Genomic DNA, 20,200 nt, shown 5'->3' on the forward strand with positions numbered 1-20,200 from the left:
TCCTTGTTTTGCTAGAGAGACATATTACTCTTCCCGATAAGGCTTTGGGGTTGTCATGAAGTTCACAGTTGATCGCGCGCCACTTCTGCGTGCACTGTCTCACATTCAGGGTGTCGCTGAAAAACGGAACACCATCCCCATTCTCGCCAATGTGCTGATGGAGCATGATGGCGAGGTTCTGCGCCTGACAGCGACGGACATGGAGATTGCCGTCGTTGAGGAAATTCCATCAGAGGCCACACATGCCGGGTCCGTCACTGTTCCGGCTGCCGTTCTCTTCGAGATCGTCCGCAAACTGACCGATGGTGCCCTGATCGAGTTCGAACAGAAGGATGCGGAAGGGCCCCTTCACCTCAAGGCCGGGCGGTACGAGACGAGCCTGAACGTTCTGCCAGTTGATGACTTTCCGGCCATGGTAGCAGGCGATCTGCCTCATCATTTTGCCATTCAGGCAGGTGATTTGCGTCGGCTGGTCGACCGTACCCGCTTTGCCATGTCCAACGAGGAGACCCGTTATTATCTCAACGGCATCTATCTCCATATCGTACTGGTGGACAAAAAGAACCATCTCCGGGCTGTGGCGACAGATGGACACCGGCTGGCCAAAGTCGACGTTCCAGCGCCTTTCGGCGTAAAAGAAATGCCGGGCATCATCATCCCCCGCAAGACCGTAACCGAAGTTCGGAAACTGCTGGACAATGATGGAGCCTCCGTAGAGGTGGCTCTTTCAGAGACGCGCATCCAGTTCCGTATCGGTTCCATCTTGTTGACCTCCAAGCTGGTGGATGGCACTTTTCCGGAATATACCCGCGTCATTCCCCAGTCCAATTCACGCATCCTGCGTGTTACCAAGCAGGATCTTGCGGCAGCCGTAGGTCGTGTGGCGGCCATCAGCCAGGAACGTTCCCGCCCGGTAAAGCTGACCATCACGAAGAACCATCTGACCCTCTCCGCAACCAGCCCCGATCAGGGCATTGCTCAGGAGGAGCTGGATGAAAACAGCGTCACCTACGACAAAGACGACATGGAGATCGGCTTCCAGGCCCGTTACCTGACGGACATCACCGACCAGATCGACGCTGAAGCCGAGTTCGCCCTTGCCGACAGTTCATCTCCGACACTGATCCGCGATACGGCCGAACCTGCGGCTCTTTACGTTCTCATGCCCATCCGGGTCTGAACGATCTCCTTGAACCTGCACCGTCTGACATTAACGGATTTTCGTAATTACAGACGGTGCGTCTGGGAGCCGTCCGCCACCCTGTCCGTCCTGACAGGGGAGAATGGCAGCGGCAAAACCAATTTTCTGGAAGCCCTTTCCCTGCTTGCCCCGGGGCGGGGGCTTCTGGGCTCACCAGCTCATATGCTGCCCCGCCACGGAACAACCCAATGGGGCGTCGCCGCCCATCTGGAGCGGGAAGGACAACAGTTCCAACTGTCTACCGGCCTGACCGAGGGGCGGGGACGCCGCATCTTTCTCCTGGACGGAGAAAGAACACGGACCATGGCAGAAATTGCCCGACTTTATTCCTGCGTCTGGCTTACTCCGCAGATGGAACGTCTCTTTCTTGAAGGTGCTGGCAGCCGTAGACGGTTTCTGGACCGGCTGACCGTCGCTCTCCTGCCGGATCATACGCAGCAGCTCATGGCACATGAGCGGTCCGTCATGAGCCGGAACCGCATCCTGCTGGAACAGCCTGATGAAACGGCCTGGCTGACCTCCCTGGAAGAATCCATAAGCCGCCACGCAGTCGCCATAACGGCAGCCCGGCTGCATCTCCTCGAAACATTGGAAGAAACCCCTTTCGGCAATGAAGCTTTCCCCCAAACCCTTCTGGAGCTGCACTGCCCCATCGCCACAGCGCTGAAAGCCAGCCCGGCTCTGGAAGTGGAAGACAAGCTCCGCCACGCCCTGCAACAGTCCCGCCTTCAGGACAAAGCCCGCAAGAGCACCTCCATCGGAGCACACAGGGCTGACATGAGCCTGCGGGACGCCATGACAGGCCGTCAGGCAGCACACTCCAGCAGTGGACAGAAGAAAATCATGTTCCTGAGCGTCATCCTCTCCCATGCCCATGCCATCAGCAGGGTCTGGGGGCAGGCTCCCGTCATCCTTCTGGATGAACCTTTGACCCATCTTGATGAACGGCGGCGGATCATCCTGATGGACAGTCTCTCTGCCCTGAAAACGACCACCATCCTGACAGGAACCGAAGCTGAACCTTTTTCTTCCATCAGAAACATTGCAGCTTTCTTTCATGTTCAGAATGGCGCACTCCATCCGGCATGAGGCGGCCAGAATATGGCCTTTTCTCACGGTTATTTCGGGATAACCCCGGTGACAGCACTGGTCAGGAAAGGCTTCTGACAGTATATTCACTCATCAAAGCTCTCAGCCAACCGGAGTAATGCGCAGGCATGTCAGAATCCCATAACCAGCCGGAAATTCAGTCTTCCGATCATGAGGAATATGGCGCCTCTTCCATCTCCGTCCTGCGGGGGCTGGATGCTGTCCGCAAGCGGCCTGGCATGTATATCGGGGATACGGATGATGGCTCCGGCCTGCATCACATGGTCTTCGAGATCATTGATAATGCCGTTGATGAGGTACAGGCAGGTTTCGCCTCCTACTGCATTCTCACTCTGAATGGGGACGGCTCTGTCACAGTCCGGGATAACGGGCGTGGTATCCCGACAGACCTGCACGAGGAAGAGGGGATCAGTGCGGCTGAAGTCGTGCTGACCAAACTGCATGCCGGGGGCAAATTCAATCAGAATTCCTACAAGGTTTCCGGCGGTCTGCACGGTGTGGGGGCTGCGGTTGTCAATGCTCTCTCCGAGACCATGGATGTACGCATCTGGCGACAGGGCAAGGAACATGCCATTCATTTCCGGCACGGTGAGCGTGTAGCTCCCTTGGCCGTCATCGGTGATTCGGACGAAGAAAACGGGACGGAAGTCACCTTCAAGCCGAGTGCGGAGACATTCTCCAAAACTGAATTCGAATTCAGTATCCTGGAGCGCCGTGTCCGTGAGCTGGCCTTCCTGAATTCGGGTATGAAGATCATCCTGCGTGATGAGCGTCACAGTGAGCCACGGGAGGTTGTCTTCCACTATGAAGGGGGACTGACAGCGTTCGTCAAATGGCTCAACAGCTCCAAGACGCCACTGATCGACCCTCCCATCACCGGGGAGCTGCAGGATGAAACATCTGGCATCAAGGTGGAATTTGCTCTCTGCTGGAATGACAGCTTCCACGAGACCATGCTGTGCTTCACCAACAACATTCCCCAACGTGATGGCGGCACCCATCTGGCCGGTTTCAGGCAGGCCCTGACGAGGGCCGTCGGGAAATATGCCTCTCTGCTGGGCAACAAGAAAGAAACCAGCAATCTCACAGGTGAGGATATGCGGGAGGGGCTCTCCGCCGTTCTTTCCGTCAAGGTTCCCGATCCTAAATTCTCATCCCAGACAAAAGACAAGCTGGTTTCTTCCGAAGTTCAGCCTGTCGTGCACACCATCGCCGCCGACATGATCGGCCACTGGTTCGAGACGCATCCCAAGGAAGCCCGCATCATCATTGCCAAGATTGCTGATGCCGCCAGTGCGAGAGAGGCCGCCCGCCGTGCCCGGGAACTGACACGGCGCAAAGGCGTTCTGGATGTCTCATCCCTGCCGGGCAAACTGGCCGACTGCCAGGAACGCAACCCGGAAGGGGCAGAACTCTTCATTGTGGAGGGGGATTCTGCCGGCGGAACAGCAAAACAGGGACGGGACCGCCGTTTCCAGGCCATTCTGCCTTTGCGTGGCAAAATTCTCAACATTGAGCGTGCCCGCTTCGACCGGATGCTTGGCTCTGCCGAAATTGGCACCCTCATCACAGCCTTGGGCACGGGGATCGGTCATGGTCCAGCCGAGCAGGGGGGCTTCAATATTGACAAGCTCCGTTACCACAAGATTGTCATCATGACGGACGCTGACGTGGATGGCTCCCACATCCGCACCCTGCTTCTGACCTTCTTCTTCCGGCAGATGCCCCAACTCATCGAAAACGGCCATCTCTACATTGCCCAACCGCCGCTCTTCCGTGCCAAACGTGGACAAGAGGAACGCTACCTCAAGGATGAACCTGCACTGGACAGCTACCTGCTGGACAAGGCCCTGAGCAATGCATCCCTGACCTGCCATGACGGAACCGTACTGGACGGTGCGGAACTCCGTAACGTGATTGACCGTTGCAGCCGACTGGCACAGGACATGCGGGCACTTTCAGCCCGTGTCCCGCTCTGGATCATGGAGCAGGCGGCTGTCAGCGGGCTCATCAACCCTGATGCAGCGATCCGACAGAAAGCAGTCGATGGCTTCCTGGCCAGACTGGAAGCAGCATCTCCCGAAAATGAGCGGGGCTGGGAAGTTGAGGCCGACAGCCAGGGCGTCACCTGCCGTCGTTTTCTCCGTGGTGTGGGAGAACGCTACACGTTTGAAGCCACACTGCTTCGCTCCAGTGAAGCACGCCGTCTTCTCGCGCAGTCCCAGTGGCTTGCTGAATTCTTCAGCAGGCCCGTGACATTGCAGCTTGACCAGAAGAATTTCGAATTTTCTGGCCCGGGCATGATGATGGAACAGATACTGGCCCAGGGGCGCCGTGGTCTGGCCATCAACCGCTTCAAGGGCCTGGGCGAAATGAATGATGAGCAGCTCTGGCACACCACGCTGGACCCGGCCACCCGGACCCTCCTGCAAGTGCAGGTTGGCGATGTCGAAGAAGCGGGGCAGGTTTTCTCCACCCTCATGGGGGATGTTGTCGAACCCCGTCGTGAGTTCATCGTGGATAACGCACTGAAGGTTGCCAATCTTGACGTCTGACACGCTTTCAATCCGCCGCTCCATCACTGGCCGCCTGCTGGCGGGCCTGACGCTGGCTTCTTCCTGTCTGCTGGCCCCGGGGGCTCTGGCAGAGCAGGCAGACGCGCCTGCACCGGCACCCTCACTGAAAAGCGCAGCCGACACCCTGCCTGCCGCACAGAACATACATCTCCGGTACGGTGTTTTCATTCATGGGTATCGTGCCTTGGGCGCTGATGCAGATTATGTCCTGCAACCTTGGGGCTACGGAGTGGAGACGCATCTTTATACCGTTGGTCTCGCCAGCTGGTTTTTGACACTGAATCTGCTGAGCAGTGCCCAGGGGCACTTCAACGGAGATAATGTTGCGCCGGTTTCCTTCAGCAACAGTGGATTTGCCCATGGCGAGGAAGAAAAAGCTCACATTGATTTTGATCTGACTGGCCCGCATGTGGCCGTCTTCCTGCCAGTAGACAAACAGCGGGAGCCATTGCCCGCTGCAGAGCTGAAGCAGTCTGTCGACATGCTCAGTTTTCTTGTTGCGCTGACACACCGGATGACGCTGAAACAGGACTGCACTTTCAGCAGACCTGTTTTCGACGGTATCCGTCTGTCCTATCTGGATGTTCATGGCCCCAGCCAGACGACCCTTCCCAAGGATCATGGGTCCTATTTTCGGGGGGACGCCCTGAAATGTGATTTCACGGGACGGCAGATTGGTGGTTTTTCCATCGGCACACGCTTCAAGGCCGCCCAGTCCAGTCCTCACAAAGGAACCGTCTGGTTTGTCCATGATCCTCAGGGCGGGTTCGTTCCAGCACGCATCGAATTCGATCACTACAAGATGGGGCAGATTCTTGTCGTTCTACAGGCAGCACCAAAAGTCTCTGCTGTCACACACACCCAGACCCGCTGAGCCTTCCCCTCATGCACCTGTCTTCATTCCATGGGAGGCCTGATCTATGAGTTCCATGACTACTGCCATCATTCTGGCTGCCGGTATGGGAACACGCATGAAGTCCCGGTATCCCAAGGCCATGCAGCGTCTGGGAAACCGCCCCATGATCTGGCATCTGATCGAAACAGCCCGGCAGGTCGTGGACCGCATTGTGGTCGTCATCGGCCCGGGAATGGATGATCTGGCCCGGCAGGTATCTCCCCACACAACTGTCATCCAGCATGAACGTCTGGGTACGGGACACGCCGCAAAAACAGGCGTGGATGGGTTGGAAGAGGGACGGGCTGTCATACTTTATGCTGATAACCCACTTCTGACAGCCGATACCATGCAGCGCCTGCTGGATGCCCAGGGAGAACAGGAGAACGTACTGTCCCTGTTGGGAATGCGCCCTGCTGTGCCCGGGCATTATGGGCGGATTGTGACAGGCCCCGATGGGCAGGTGGAACGGATCGTCGAGTTCAAGGATGCTTCCGACGCCGAAAGGCGCATTACACTCTGCAATGCAGGCATGATGTGTGCTGAGGTTGCGCAGCTGAAAGACTGGTTGAGCCGCATCACCCCCGAAAATGCCCAGAACGAGTATTATCTGACGGATATCGTCGCTCTCGCAGCCCGGCAAGGACGAGTAAGCTGCGTCGAGGGGACGGAGGACGAGCTGGCCGGCATCAACTCCCGGGCCGAGCTGGCAGAGGCCGAAGCACGGCTCCAACAGCGTCTGCGCCAGAAAGCATTGCAACAGGGCGCCACCCTAATTGATCCATCCAGCGTCTTTTTCGACCCTGATACCATCATTTCTGCCGATGTGGTGATCGAACCCAACGTGTTCATTGGGCCTGGCGTCACTCTCGAAGAAGGTTGCGTAATCCGTGCCTTTTCACATCTGGAAGGATGTGTTGTGAAGCAGGGCGTCGTGATTGGCCCTTATGCCCGGCTGCGTCCTGGCACTGTCTGCCATGAAGGCAGCCACGTCGGCAATTTCGTGGAACTCAAAAACACGACTCTGGGGGCCGGAAGCAAGGCAAATCATCTCAGCTATCTGGGGGACAGCCAGATAGGTGCGGGGAGCAATGTTGGCGCTGGCAGCATAACCTGCAATTATGATGGCGTCTTCAAGCACGGAACCGTTATTGGGGAAGGCTGCTTCATAGGGTCCAATACCATCATGGTGGCCCCCATCCAGATTGGCGATGATGCCATGACAGCGGCAGGCAGTGTCATCACGCAGGACGTTCCCGCCGAGGCCCTTGCATTCGGGCGGACACGGCAGGACAATAAGGCAGGCAAGGGGAAGGCTCTCCAGCAGGCACTGCGGAAGAAGAAGGAACAGGGCTGATGTGTGGTATTTGTGGCGTCGTCGGACACCGTCCTGCTACTCCGATCGTATTTGAAGGGCTCCGTCGGCTGGAATATCGCGGTTATGATTCTTCCGGCATTGCGACCGTGGAGCATGGTCGGCTCGCACGTTGCCGGGCTGCCGGAAAGCTGGATAATCTGGCCAAGGCTCTGGAGGAAACACCCCTTTCCGGTACCACAGGTATTGGCCATACCCGTTGGGCAACCCACGGAGCACCAACCACCAACAATGCCCACCCGCACAGGGTCGGAAAAGTGGCGATTGTTCATAACGGTATCATCGAGAATTTTTCAGACCTGAAGAAAACCCTTGAAGCCGGGGGGCGTACCTTCGAGACTGAAACGGATTCAGAAGCCGTTGCCCATCTGCTGGATGAGCATATCCAGAACGGTCTGCCTCCCAAGGAAGCTGCTTTTGCAACCATCCGTCAGCTCCAGGGTGCTTATGCCATTGCCATGATCTTTGAGGGACATGACAATCTCCTCATCGGGGCCCGTCATGGCGCTCCTCTGGCTATTGGCTACGGCGAAGGGGAGATGTTCCTCGGGTCGGACAGTCTCGCCCTGGCACCGCTCTCCAGCCAGATATCCTATCTTGAAGATGGGGACTGGTGCGTGCTGACACGGGAGCATGTCGAGATTCTGGACGGGCAGGGCAGGGCTGTTGAGCGGCCGATCCAGACAGCCTCCCTGACAACAGGGCAGATTGGCAAGGATGGGTACCGGCATTTCATGGAGAAGGAACTCCATGAACATCCCGTAGCCATTGGCCAGACGCTCCAGCGCATCATCGACCCTGTCACACGCCGCATTGCTCTGCCAGATATGCCATTTGATGCCAGTACGCTGTCCCGTGCTACGATCACGGCCTGCGGTTCAGCTTTTTATGCTGGCATGGTCGGCCGCTACTGGCTTGAAGAGCTGGCCCGGCTGCCGGTTGATATTGATGTAGCCTCCGAGCTGCGCTACCGGAACCCGCCACAGCCTGACAAGGGGCTGGCACTGCTCATATCCCAGTCCGGTGAAACAGCCGATACACTCGGGGTGCTGAGGGAGCTCAAGACGGCTGGGCAGAGCATCGTCTCCATCCTGAACGTGGAACATTCCACCATGGGCCGGGAGAGTGATCTGGTTCTGGGCATGGTAGCCGGACCAGAAATATCAGTTGCCTCCACCAAGGCATTTACGGCCCAGCTTGCCGTGCTTGCTGCCCTGACCATCGATTTTGCCCGCCAGCGCAACCTGCTGGATGAAAAACGGGAACGGGAGCTGACAGACAACCTGCTGGACCTTCCATCCCATGCCATGGAAGTTCTGGGCCTGTTCGACCAGATACGCACCATGGCACGGGTGATTGCCCAGGCCAGGGACGTCCTCTATCTGGGACGTGGAATCTGCATGCCTGTTGCCCAGGAAGGGGCGCTGAAGCTCAAGGAAATCAGCTACATCCATGCAGAAGCCTATGCCGCTGGAGAGTTGAAACATGGTCCCATCAGCCTGATCGACCCCAGTGTTCCTGTCGTGGCGATCGCACCTTCCACCATCCTGTTTGACAAGACACTTTCCAACCTTCAGGAAGCCCGGGCCCGTGGGGGACGCATTCTTGTCTTTACCGATGACAAGGGGGCTGAACGGCTGAAAGGCATTGCAGAACACATGGTCATCCTGCCGGATGTCAGTGCCTTCGTGGCGCCCATCCTCTACACCATTCCGGTACAGATTCTGGCCTACGAAGTTGCCCTGCTGAAAGGTACGGACGTGGACCAGCCCCGCAATCTGGCCAAGTCTGTTACCGTGGAGTAACGACGGCGCCCCGTTAATGCTTCAGAAAGGTGGAAAGCAGGTAATAACCCCCTGCAAGGCTTGCCTGACAGGGGTTTTGCGCTTACTCTCCGGGCAGCGTGATCAGAGGGTGAAAAAAGGGGATATCAGATGGAAATAGGGCTGGCAGCTGTACTTCTGACCCTGGTTTTCCTCCTTTTTCTCATCAGCTTCATTCCGCCCCTGGCCAAGAAGATCAACCTGCCTGAAACGGTCATCATTGCCGTATTGGGGATAGGGCTGGGGGCAGCGTCCTCTCTCGTCAACAATTCCATGGGGCTGGACCTGCTGGAAGGACCGGCAGGGGCTCTCCTGTCATTCCCCATCAGCAGTGAGGGCTTCCTGCTCATCTTCCTGCCACTCCTGGTCTTTCAGGGGGCCATGGGGATCAATGTCCGCAGTCTGACCCATGAAATCGCCACGGTGCTGCTGCTGGCCATCGTGGCTGTCATTGTCTCCACAGCGACTATTGGCTTTGCCCTCTATCCCTTTGCACAGCAGAGCCTCGTTGCCTGCCTCCTGCTGGGGGCCATCGTGGCCACGACAGATCCTTCTGCCGTGGCCAGCATTTTCCGTGAGATCGGCGCAGCGGCCCGCCTAAGCCGCCTTGTGGAAGGGGAAGCCCTGCTGAACGATGCAGCGGCCATTGCCATTTTCACCATCCTGGTATCGGCCATCACCGCCCATCACCAGATCAGTTTCAGTGAAGCCTGCATAGATTTTCTGACCAACTTTGCCGGAGCCGTCATCATCGGTGTGTCAGTCGCCCGACTGGCCCTCATCATGATTACTGCCATCAGCGGATTCCCCGCAGCTGAGATCACACTCTCCCTCGTGCTGCCCTATGGGGTTTACATCCTCTGTGACGATATCCTCGGGTTTTCCGGTGTGGTCGCCACGGCCTCTGCCGGTCTGACCATTTCAGCTTTTGGTCCATCCACCTTCCGTCCCCAAACGTGGCGCTTTCTCCGGGAATTGTGGGAGCAGATCGAGTTCTGGGCCAGTACGCTCGTCTTCATGCTAGCGGCCATGCTTGTCCCCCGTATGATGATCGGCATGACGAAGTGGGACCTTCTGCTGATCTTCATTGCCAGTCTGGCAGGGCTGATCGCCAGAGCAGCCGTCATCTTCGGCCTCCTTCCTCTCCTGATCCTCACCAGACTGTCGCCACCTGTTCCATTACGCTTCAAGACCACCATGGCCTGGGGTGGCCTGCGTGGCGCCATCACGCTGGCGCTGGCACTTGCTGTCAATGAAAACCCGCACATCAACGATTCCATCACCCATTTTGTCGGGATCGTAGCTACCGGATTTGTACTGACCACACTTCTCATCAATGGCACGACGCTACGCTCTCTGGTTCTTTTCCTGAAGCTCGACAGGCTGTCCCCCATTGATGAAGCCCTGCGAAACCAGATCATCGGTATCGGTCTCAGCCATGTGGCTCAGCGTGTGGCCCATGTGTCTGATGAACTCAGTTTTGGTGCCCGGACACGGGGCGGGGTCATCAGCCGGCTTGAACAGCGTGCCGAAAAGGAAAAAGCCAGCAACAATTTTGAGACAGCACTGACCGACAAAGATCGCGTCAACATGGCCCTGCTGACCATCGCCAACCAGGAGCGGACCCTGCTGCTGGACCTTTTCCGGGTTCAGGGAATGTCCAGCCGTCGGGTGATCGAGACCCTGCTGCGCGCTACAGAGGCCATCGTGGATGCCACCCAGCTGGAGGGACGGTATGGCTACGTCAAGACACGCCGCAAGAGTCTTCAGCCTTCCTGGCGTCTCCGCCTGGCACAGATGCTGCACAGGCGCTTTCATATTGATCGCCCGCTGACCGCCTGCATGATGGAGCGTTTTGAAACGCTGATCATTTCCCATCTGGTTTCCACATCCCTGATACGCTTTGTCCGGGAACGCATGGAACCCACTCTGGGACTCCGTATTACGGAAATCGTGTCTGAAGTGCTGGGACGGCAGCGCAAACTGCTGGATGATGCCCTAGCAACACTGAGGCTGCATTATTCCGGCTATTCAGAAGCGCTGGAGGGACGTCTGTTGCGCCAGATAGCCCTCCGTCTGGAAGATGAAGAATATGCCACTCTGGCAAAGGACAACCTCATCTCGCAGGAACTGCATCGGGAGCTTCATAAGTCGATCGAACGACAGAGGAATCGGCTGGACACGCCGTTACGCTTCAACCTGCGCAGTGGCATTGAGCAGCGTCTGAGGTCTTTCCCTGCCTTCAACGGGGTTCCAGATGCAGCCCTTCATGAACTGGCGGGCCGGGTCTTCATCTGTTTCCTCTCGCCAGGGGAGATACTGATCCGCAAAGGCGAGCGCATCCGCACGATCTATGCGCAGGTGGCAGGTCTTGTAGAAACATCCACCAGCACGGAAACCCAGGAAGTCATGCTGGGAGCAGGAGACCTGATTGGCGCCAACAGCCATATTCAGGGACAGAGAGCGCATAATACGGTCCGCTCCCTGCAATTTTCCCACATGCTGGCCATTCCAAAAGCTGATTTTGACAGGCTTTTGCAAACCTTTCCCATCGTGAAGCGTCAGATCATGAAGCGGCATGACATGAGGCTGAAGGGCTCTCTCGGAGCCAACGTGGTCATTACCAGAGAAGGCAACACCATCTCTCCAGCCCATGAAGCCGGTTTCATCATTTCGCCTATCGTGGAAAAACGCTGACCTTTTCAGCCGTGGGAAGAACCTGCCAGAAACAGGCGGCTGCCAATCCTGCTGGAAGCCATCAGGCCGAGCGTAGACAGGAAAGCAGCGCCTGAATGAAGCGACCAGAAAAGCGCATCAGGGATCTGGTGCAGCATCCCTGCCAGCTTGCCGACCATCAGGTTTCCCAGAAAAATATGCAATGTAAAGCAGGAAATCAGTGTCGTACTGTACCGTGCAGGTGCATAACGGGAGAAGAGGGCCATTCCGATAGGAAAAGTCATCCCGCAGCCAATGTCATTGACGGTATGGAAGGCCACACCCCACCAGAGGCTGATCTGATGAGGGGCGGGGCAGACATATTCTCCTGCGATCAGGAATAACGGCCCAGCTGTCGCAATGGCGCTACCAATGATGATCTTTGTCATGTCATGTCCGGGGCGGCCACGGCGGTGATCATACCAGCGCCAGAACCACAGGACCAGAAATCCCGTAATCATGCTGATGACGCTATCCAATGAAACCAGCGTACTGACGGGACACGTAATGCCCATGACAGTCAGGCGATAATGATCACTGCCCCAGAGAAGATAACCATCCATGATTTCCTGATTGGGAAGAACTCCAAGGGCAAACAGGCCTACCAGCCAGAGCAGAAAGACAATCCGTTTCTTTTCCACCACCGTGCAACCGACTGGCCGGATATCCTTGCCAACAGCAAAGGAGGCCGTTTCTTCTGGGAGATAGCGACACCCCATGAGATAGCCAGCCAGCCCCATCATCATCGCACAAGCTGTTGCCATGAAAGCCCAACGCCAGGCAATGGTTCCCAGAAAGGCGCAGAGAAGGGGAGAGATGATGGCCATGATCTGTATGCTCTGGCTGTAAAGCTGATAAGCATCAGAACGTCTACGGTCTTCCAACGTATATAGCGCTCCAACCTGCGCCTTCAGGCTGCCGGACAAAGCAACACCTGCCAAAAAGAGCCACAGGGCCAGAACAAAACAGCTTTCCGCCATCATGAGGGTAAAACTGACTGTCAGCAGACTGATGCCAATGACAGCAGAACGCGTCCGGCCAAGGCCGTGATCTGCCATGAAACTTCCCACAAATGGAGCTGCAAATATGACCGCCATGATGAGGCCCGAAAGACTCCCAGCTGTGGCGTCCAGACCACTGGGAGCGTACAGGCTATCATTGATGGACAGAAGGGACGGTAGGCCCAGAATATGCCGGGCCCGGTCTGTGTGCTGCAGGATGTCCTTCAGATACACCACCAATATGGAAAGCATCCCGTATTGGGCAAAGGAGAGCCAGCCTTCCGTCCAGAACAGAACCCACAAACCTTTGGGATGCCCAAGAAATTCAGTCTTCGGGTTTTTATATCTGGCTGGAAGGATATCAAATAATCTGTCAGTCATGGGTTGTCTTATAGCAGCGACAGAAATCTTGTGGGAGTTCCCTTCACAAAAGAAAATCGCATAATAAAGATTATGCAAACTCATATATGTTAAAACCAACCAGATAATCTAACGACCAGCCATACATACCAGCAAATTCAACGTATCAAACATCCATGACGCCACAATCATATGACCTCACAGAACCCCATGGCAATGTGCATCCCATGCTGCGACCATATGGTGCATTGGGCTGATCCAGCCCATACCATTACCCAGTTCTGTTCTTGGCCATCAACAGATCAGAAACTGACAGACAATTACCGGACGAACCATTATAAAAACGATCAAACCTGTAGCCCAGAGACGTCAGCACCTCATAACCGATCGTACCCACACATTCGGCCATCATAGCAATATCCTGCTGCGGTCCGATGAGTGTCAGCCATACACCCTCCCGGGCAACCTCATCCGGCAACTCCGTAACATCAACGGAAAGACTATCCATGGAAATCCGCCCGAGAACAGGCAGACGTCTATCTCCCCACCACAAGGCACCATCCCGGGCAAAAGAACGGAAGATGCCATCGGCATAGCCAATACCAACAGTCGCCACACGCATGGGCCGCTCTGCACGATAGGTCAGGCCATACCCGATACTCCCCCCTGCTTCGACAGTCCTGACCTGCAATATCTGAGCCTCAAGCCCAATGGCTGGCACGAGTGGGCAGCTCTCCCCATGCGGCGGAATGCCATAAAGCGCAATACCGGGGCGAACCATCTCGAAATGATAGTCAGCTCCCAGGAAAATGCCGGAAGAAGCCGCCAATGACCGAGGCACATCGGGAAAAACTGCACTCATGGCCAGAAAACGCTGAAGCTGCTCCCTGTTGGCAGGGTCATCCGGCTGGTCAGCACAGGCCAGATGGCTCATGACGAGAACCGGCTTCAGCCCTCTCAGAACCTCGGCGCGAAGGTCATCTTTCGAAACCCCGAAACGGGACATGCCCGTGTCGAACTGAAGAGCTGCCGGATGATCCTGTCCCCCCCCATGACAGAAAGCCCGCCACTGCCTTACCTGCTCCAAACTGTTCAGAACCGGGATCAGACCATGCTCCACCATCGTTTCCGGCTGCCCTGTCAGGAAGCCATGCAGCACGAAAATCCTCTTGTCCGGCAGCAGTCTCCGCAGCTGGCATCCTTCCTCCGGCTGGGCCACAAAAAAGGTCTGGACCCTGTCAGCAAGACTGGAGGCAATCTCCCGCACACCCAGCCCATAAGCATCAGCCTTGACCACAGCAGCACATTCCGCACCCCGTACGCACTCCGCCAACCACGCATGGTTCCTCCTGATAGCGGCAAGATCCACCGTCAGACGGGCACTTGTCTGCTTGCAGAAATGCATCTCTCTGGCCTCTCATTCTCATGCTGTCCAAGATCAGGCGCCCTGATCTTACAGGAAATATCTTCCTTAGAAATTATTATTTAATGATAAAATCCCATACCGTTTTTTCCCTGTTTTCCGGGCTTTTCTCCCAGTTTTCAGGAAGGAAGACAAAGCCTCCCGCCAGAGGGCAGCAATTTTGTCGGTGAAAATCATGACATATGCTTGAGGCAGAGGGGTGTTCTGTATTAGAGACAGGGCACAGCATTACTGCTCTGCGGGCGCAGAGTGGTCTTTACCCTATGAACAGGGGTCAAGTTTTTTTGATTTCGCAGGGGCCTCAGGATGTTCAGTCCGATGGTCCAAACGGAGCTAGTCCAGGTTTGACCGAGGCCAATCAGAAACCCACTCCCACACTCTCCATTACCCCGAGCCGCTCCGGCATCGAGCGCCGCTATGGAGACTTCCCCAGCTTCCCCGCTGCCCTTGACTACGCAGCACAGGGGGCCAGTGGCTTCAATATCTATTCTGGACGGGGAACCCTGCTGGAAGTCCTCCCCTACAGCAAGCTGCGACAGCAGGCCCATGCCATGGCCCGCCGCCTGCTCGGCCTTGGACTGGAGCCGGGAGACAGGGTGGCCATTGTTGCGGAAAGTGACGGTGATTTCGCCCGCATTTTCTTCGGTTGCCAGTATGCCGGTCTCGTCCCCGCCCCCCTGCCCCTCCCTGTCGCTTTTGGTGGCAAGGAAGGGTACATCGAGACACTGCGTGGCATGATCACAAGTGCGGATGCCAGAGCCGTTGTCGTCCCCAAGGTCATCGGTGACTGGACAGCCGATATCGTCGCTGGTTTTTCCCTTCTCTTTGGCGGGTCCCCGGCTGAACTGACAGCCTGTGAGGAAAAGGATATTCCGCTGCCGGAAATCAGTGAGGATGCTCTCTCCTACCTCCAGTTTTCATCGGGCAGCACTCGCTTTCCCATGGGCATCAGTGTGACGCAGCAAGCCGGAATGGCCAATGCTCACGCCATTGCCCGTCATGGTCTCCAAGTCTATCCCAGCTCTGATGAGCGGGATGACCGTTGCGTCTCATGGCTGCCGCTTTATCATGACATGGGGCTTGTCGGTTTTTTCCTGACACCCATGACCTGCCAGCTTTCTGTCGATCTCCTGCCCACACGGGAGTTTGCACGCCGTCCGCATATCTGGCTGGAGCTGATTGCCCGCAACAAGGCAACCATGTCCTACAGTCCTTCCTTTGGCTACGAGCTCTGCGCCCGCCGTGGCGCCCGGGAGGATATTGATCTTTCCTCATGGCGTGTGGCCGGTATCGGCGGTGATATGATCCGCCCGCACATCATCCACAATTTCGCCGAGACTTTTGCCAAACGTGGCTTTGATGAAAAGGCCTTCGTCGCCAGCTATGGCATGGCCGAAACAACTCTGGCCATCAGCTTTGCCCCGCTCAACACCGGGCTGCGTACAGATACGGTCGACCTCTCCATCATGGAACGGGAAGATTATGCGCAGCCGGCTGAGAAAGGTACCGATACGGCACGTGACTTCGTGCTGTGTGGCGTCTGCCTGCCCGGACATCAGATCGAAGTGCGTGACGGTTCCGGCAAGGCACTGAAGGAACGTCAGGTTGGCACCGTCCATGTCCGCGGCCCCAGCCTGATGAAAGGCTATTTCAACCGCCCGGACGAAACGGCAAAGGCCTTCTCCGGGGATGGGTGGCTGAATACTGGCGATATCGGCTACATGCTTGATAACCAGATCGTCATTACCGGGCGTGCCAAGGATCTCATCATCATCAATGCCCGAAACATCTGGCCACAGGACCTGGAATGGGCCGCAGAGCATGAAGTCGACTCTCTCCGTTCCCGTGATGTCGCCGTCTTCTCGGTTGAAGATGGCCAGGGAGAGCGAGTTGTGGCGCTGGTCCAGTGTCGCTACACGGAAGAAGAACCCCGTAGCAGACTGAAAGAAGAACTGGTTGCCCTGTTCCGCCGTCTACATGGTATTGATGTGGATGTGGTGCTGGTGCCGCCACGGTCTCTGCCCCAGACCTCATCGGGAAAGTTGACCCGGGCTCGTGCCAGGGCCATGTACCTCAACAAGGAATTCGCCTGAGAGCTGAAGAGGCCATTCCCAAATATGAGAAGGAAGGTCATGCTGGTCTTCCTTCTTCGCTTGGTCACAAAGGGACAAGACATGACAGACAGTGTTGCTGATATCTCTCACATGATTCTCCAGAAACTTCTGGAAAACCCGAAAGTGCCACGCGACATTTCCGAAGACAGTCGGATCGTGGAAGACTTGGCCTTCGACAGTCTCGCCGTCATGAATTTTGTGATGGAGATTGAGGATATGCTTGATGTCTCCGTCCCTCTCGACAAGCTTGCAGACATCCGTACCATCAAAGATCTCGCTTCCTGTCTGCATACCATCAAGGCAGAACAGGCATGAGCGCTGGCATTTTTGACAAATACGCCACTCTGAAGGGAAATTACGACTCCCTCATGGCTGCAAGCCCGAGGAATCCTTTTGGCGTCGTGATAGAGCGCCCTCTTTCCGCTACGGTCGGTATCATCGAGGGGCGGGAAACCCTTCTCTTCGGTACCAACAATTACCTTGGTCTCAGCCAATCCACCGCAGCACGGGATGCAGCCATCCATACGGCCAAAACCATGGGCGTGGGCACTACAGGCTCCCGCATTGCCAATGGTACGTTCGGACTGCATCAGCAGTTGGAAAAGGCTCTAACGTCCGTTTTCAGAAAAAAACACGCCATGGTGTTCTCGACAGGATACCAGGCCAATCTGGGGACGATTTCGGCCCTCGTGAACAAGGATGACATCCTTTTTCTCGATGCTGACAGTCATGCTTCCATCTATGACGGAGCCCGCCTTTCTGGGGCACAGGTCATCCGCTTCCGGCACAATGATCCGGCGGACCTGGAGAAGCGTGTCGCCAGAACAGCCAAAACGACCGGAGCCCGCCTGATCATCGCTGAAGGCATCTACTCCATGACGGGGAACATCGCTCCCCTCAAGGAGTTCGTCGAGGTCAAGAAGCGCCACAACATTCCCCTGATGATAGATGAGGCCCATTCTTTTGGTGTGCTGGGCGAGCATGGCCGTGGCGTTGCAGAAATGCAGGGCTGTGAGGACGATATCGACTTTATCGTCGGAACGTTCTCCAAATCTCTCGGGACGGTCGGGGGATATTGCGTAACGGATCATGATGAAATTGATCTCATGCGCCTCTGCTCCCGCCCCTACATGTTCACAGCCTCGCTGCCACCTGAAATCATCGCAGCAACCCTGGCGGCTCTCGAGGAAATCCAGAACCGTCCTGATCTGCGCCAGAAACTGCAAGATAATGCAGCCCGACTGCATCAGGGATTCAAGTCTGTCGGACTGAACACGAGCAACTTCGTCTCCCCGGTCATTGCCGTCACGCTGGAAGATATTCCGCAGGCCATTACCTTCTGGAACGCACTCCTTGATGCCGGAGTCTATGTCAATCTCTCCCTGCCTCCGGCAACGCCGGACAACAGGCCGTTGCTGCGCTGCTCTGTCATGGCGGCACATTCTGCTGCCGAAATTGACCGGGCCGTAGAGACATTCGGCACCATCGCCAAGGAACTGAAGCTGGTCTGATCCCGCCCGACAGGCCGAAGCCCCCAAAGCAGGATCATGATTCCGCTTTGGGGGCTTTTCTTTTGATAAGCATCCCCATCAGGCCGTTGTCATGATCTCCCTGACCGGAGATGCCGGGCCCGCCAAAGAAAAAGCGGCAGGGTCCAAATAGGGTGCCTTTTCTCAAAAGCCGATACGTGGATCGTCTGTCCCGTGTGCCTCTGTATTTTCCACAGCAGGTAGCTCACCCCATCCCTGAACGTAAACGCTGCCTTGATGAGACGTGCCACGTTCAACGGCTTCCCAAAGGCTTTCACCCTTCCCCAGTCCCGTGTTGCCTTGTCTCTCGCTGAAGCCGTAAGCTGGGGAAGCAGAACGTCTCCCTGCGCAGCATAGCTCAGGGAGGCCTGCCTCCAGGCTGCTTTCAGCAGGATTTCGTATCGCTCTTCTCTTCCTGCCAGAAGGTTGTGGCTGCGTCCCTTCTTTTCCACACGCAGCTCGGCAGCGTAGGTATGGGCAAACAGATCGTGCCAGTATACGTCCGCCCTGCCCTGCTCAGGTCCCAGCAAGGCCGCCCAGCAGGATGCCGTAACCACACATTGGCTGATGGCCTGTAAAAGACGATCAGCACTTCCAGCATCACGTACCCAGACCAGACGCACCGGCTGGCAGAAGCGGGCCCATATGGTCGTATCCACTGTAAAAAGCGTACTGCGCCCGAGAAACTGCGCTATGGACAGAAAGGCAACTTTTGCCCGTATGGTCCGCCCCTCTACCTCATGTTCCATGTAATAGACATTGGGGGGAAGAAGACGATTGGCCATACGGGCCAAGGCATGTCCACCCAGACTTTCCGGCCGGTCTGTGATGACATAGAAATCAACGATCCCCTCGGGATCAACCTTGCGGAGAACCGATCCATAAAACAGGACACCGAGCGGCGGCCTGCGCAGCCGGCTGGCAACAGCCTCTGCAAACTGGGCGAGCTCTCCAGCTACGGGCGTTGTCAGCTCATTGATGAGCGTCTTCCTGATGATGTCAGACATGGACAAACCGAAAGGCCGGTCCTTCTTCCAGTTTCAGGCGGCCACCGGCAGAAACTGGAAAGACCTCACCATCCAGAACAAAATCACTGTCTGTTTCAAGCTGCATCGCCCGGGCAGTAGCGCTCGTGTAATCCTTGTGTGCCCGCAGCCATTCCGGTGCCCGCCCCCTCAGAAGGTTGAAACAGGCCTTCGGCAACGCCTCAGGAAACGCATGGACATCAAGAAAATGGAACCCGTCCCTACTGGTATCTTCATTCCAGAATGGCCAGATGCCACGAGACAGTTTTTCCAGCGCTGTCGTCATGAAAAGGAAGCTGCGCCCCTCCCTGCCTGGCACAGGCAATCCCGTTCCCTCTGCCGACCAGGAGAGCCTGTCCCCATTCATCCAGGAATGGCGGCTGCGACGGAAAAGAAGGCTCGCCATGCTGCTGAAGAGCGTAAAGAAAACAGCAAGATCATGCGGAGCAAATTTCAGGACATTCGGCGAATGAGCGATACGGACAGCTCTGGCATATCCCGTACAGCCACCAAACATGCCCAGTACCGAAGGCCGTTCTCCATCCGGCCAGGACAATCTTATGGGCGTCCTAATACAGCTTTTCAGCCCTTCAGGGCGCAACAGACGATCAATGGCGGCCTCGCCATGCAGGCCGAACCCGACATCACCGGCTATGAGATTGGTATTGCCGGAAGGCAGAATGGCCACGGACGGCAGGGGACAGTCATGATAGACAGAAGCAATCGCTGTCAGACAGGCACTGACCGTACCATCCCCCCCACTGATGGCAATCAGATCCACACCCCGGCTTTTCAGTTCAGTCAGATGCGCAGGGAGATGGCTGTCATTTAGAGCAGATACGCAGAAATCCCCCATTTTTTGCCGTGCCATTCGCACGAACTGCCCTTTGTCCTGAGCATTTTTGCGGCTGTTGGGGTTATGTATCAGGGCCGATTGTACGACATTCATCAATTTCTGCATCTATCCACCACGCATCCGCCCAGAAACATAAAAAAGCCAGGCTATTTCATACGCTGGCCGAACCCCTTTAACATGGCTATGCTAAGGGGGCC

Annotated in this window: 14 protein-coding genes; 10 read left to right on the plus strand and 4 right to left on the minus strand. The window is 56.4% G+C overall.

The window, feature by feature from the left end; genetic code table 11:
* The first annotated feature begins 55 nt into the window (after positions 1-55).
* The 7 genes from dnaN to J8Z04_RS02195 all read left to right on the plus strand — a co-directional run bounded on the left by dnaN (position 56) and on the right by J8Z04_RS02195 (position 11,677).
* Positions 56-1,180, plus strand: coding sequence for a DNA polymerase III subunit beta (gene dnaN, locus J8Z04_RS02165; protein ID WP_212125561.1), 1,125 nt, complete (start codon positions 56-58; stop codon positions 1,178-1,180).
* A 9-nt stretch (positions 1,181-1,189) separates the two neighbouring features.
* Positions 1,190-2,290, plus strand: coding sequence for a DNA replication/repair protein RecF (recF, locus tag J8Z04_RS02170; protein ID WP_192848211.1), 1,101 nt, complete (start codon positions 1,190-1,192; stop codon positions 2,288-2,290).
* Between the two features lie 128 nt (positions 2,291-2,418).
* Positions 2,419-4,866, plus strand: a complete 2,448-nt coding sequence (gene gyrB / locus J8Z04_RS02175; protein WP_192848212.1) for a DNA topoisomerase (ATP-hydrolyzing) subunit B — start codon at positions 2,419-2,421, stop codon at positions 4,864-4,866.
* Positions 4,856-5,761: a DUF3108 domain-containing protein gene (locus tag J8Z04_RS02180; protein WP_052349059.1), complete on the plus strand. Its 906-nt coding sequence runs from the start codon at positions 4,856-4,858 to the stop codon at positions 5,759-5,761. Before gyrB ends, J8Z04_RS02180 begins: the two co-directional genes overlap by 11 nt.
* Positions 5,762-5,807: 46 nt before the next feature.
* Complete coding sequence (gene glmU / locus J8Z04_RS02185) at positions 5,808-7,139, plus strand: bifunctional UDP-N-acetylglucosamine diphosphorylase/glucosamine-1-phosphate N-acetyltransferase GlmU (protein WP_192848213.1); 1,332 nt, start codon at positions 5,808-5,810, stop codon at positions 7,137-7,139.
* Complete coding sequence (gene glmS / locus J8Z04_RS02190) at positions 7,139-8,962, plus strand: glutamine--fructose-6-phosphate transaminase (isomerizing) (RefSeq protein ID WP_192848214.1); 1,824 nt, start codon at positions 7,139-7,141, stop codon at positions 8,960-8,962. Before glmU ends, glmS begins: the two co-directional genes overlap by 1 nt.
* 129 nt (positions 8,963-9,091) lie before the next feature.
* On the plus strand, positions 9,092-11,677 hold the full coding sequence (locus tag J8Z04_RS02195) for a cation:proton antiporter (protein WP_086431402.1): 2,586 nt from the start codon (positions 9,092-9,094) through the stop codon (positions 11,675-11,677).
* A 5-nt stretch (positions 11,678-11,682) separates the two neighbouring features.
* Here the strand turns inward: J8Z04_RS02195 and J8Z04_RS02200 are convergent, their stop codons facing one another.
* Positions 11,683-13,077, minus strand: coding sequence for a peptide MFS transporter (locus J8Z04_RS02200; RefSeq protein ID WP_192848215.1), 1,395 nt, complete (start codon positions 13,075-13,077; stop codon positions 11,683-11,685).
* A gap of 250 nt (positions 13,078-13,327) precedes the next feature.
* The gene (gene alr, locus J8Z04_RS02205; RefSeq protein ID WP_192848216.1) at positions 13,328-14,461 is read right to left on the minus strand and encodes an alanine racemase; all 1,134 of its coding nucleotides are present in this window, start codon (positions 14,459-14,461) and stop codon (positions 13,328-13,330) included.
* Positions 14,462-14,823: 362 nt separating this feature from the next.
* Between alr and J8Z04_RS02210 the strand changes: the two genes are divergently transcribed.
* The 3 genes from J8Z04_RS02210 to spt all read left to right on the plus strand — a co-directional run bounded on the left by J8Z04_RS02210 (position 14,824) and on the right by spt (position 18,104).
* A complete protein-coding gene (locus J8Z04_RS02210) occupies positions 14,824-16,572 on the plus strand; it encodes a fatty acyl-AMP ligase (RefSeq protein WP_232086330.1) in 1,749 nt (582 codons plus the stop codon).
* Positions 16,573-16,653: 81 nt separating this feature from the next.
* Positions 16,654-16,908, plus strand: coding sequence for an acyl carrier protein (locus tag J8Z04_RS02215; RefSeq protein ID WP_043561221.1), 255 nt, complete (start codon positions 16,654-16,656; stop codon positions 16,906-16,908).
* Positions 16,905-18,104 (plus strand): serine palmitoyltransferase, encoded by a 1,200-nt coding sequence (gene spt, locus J8Z04_RS02220; protein WP_086441647.1) that lies wholly within the window; start codon positions 16,905-16,907, stop codon positions 18,102-18,104. The genes J8Z04_RS02215 and spt overlap by 4 nt, the downstream gene beginning before the upstream one ends.
* Positions 18,105-18,193: 89 nt before the next feature.
* Here the strand turns inward: spt and J8Z04_RS02225 are convergent, their stop codons facing one another.
* Both J8Z04_RS02225 and J8Z04_RS02230 read right to left on the minus strand, forming a co-directional pair.
* Complete coding sequence (locus tag J8Z04_RS02225; RefSeq protein ID WP_081563169.1) at positions 18,194-19,129, minus strand: hypothetical protein; 936 nt, start codon at positions 19,127-19,129, stop codon at positions 18,194-18,196.
* Positions 19,122-20,108, minus strand: a complete 987-nt coding sequence (locus J8Z04_RS02230) for a diacylglycerol/lipid kinase family protein (RefSeq protein WP_232086331.1) — start codon at positions 20,106-20,108, stop codon at positions 19,122-19,124. Before J8Z04_RS02230 ends, J8Z04_RS02225 begins: the two co-directional genes overlap by 8 nt.
* Positions 20,109-20,200: the final 92 nt, after the last annotated feature.

It is taken from the genome of Bombella apis (genome assembly GCF_018221685.1).
Taxonomy (GTDB): Bacteria; Pseudomonadota; Alphaproteobacteria; order Acetobacterales; family Acetobacteraceae; genus Bombella; species Bombella apis.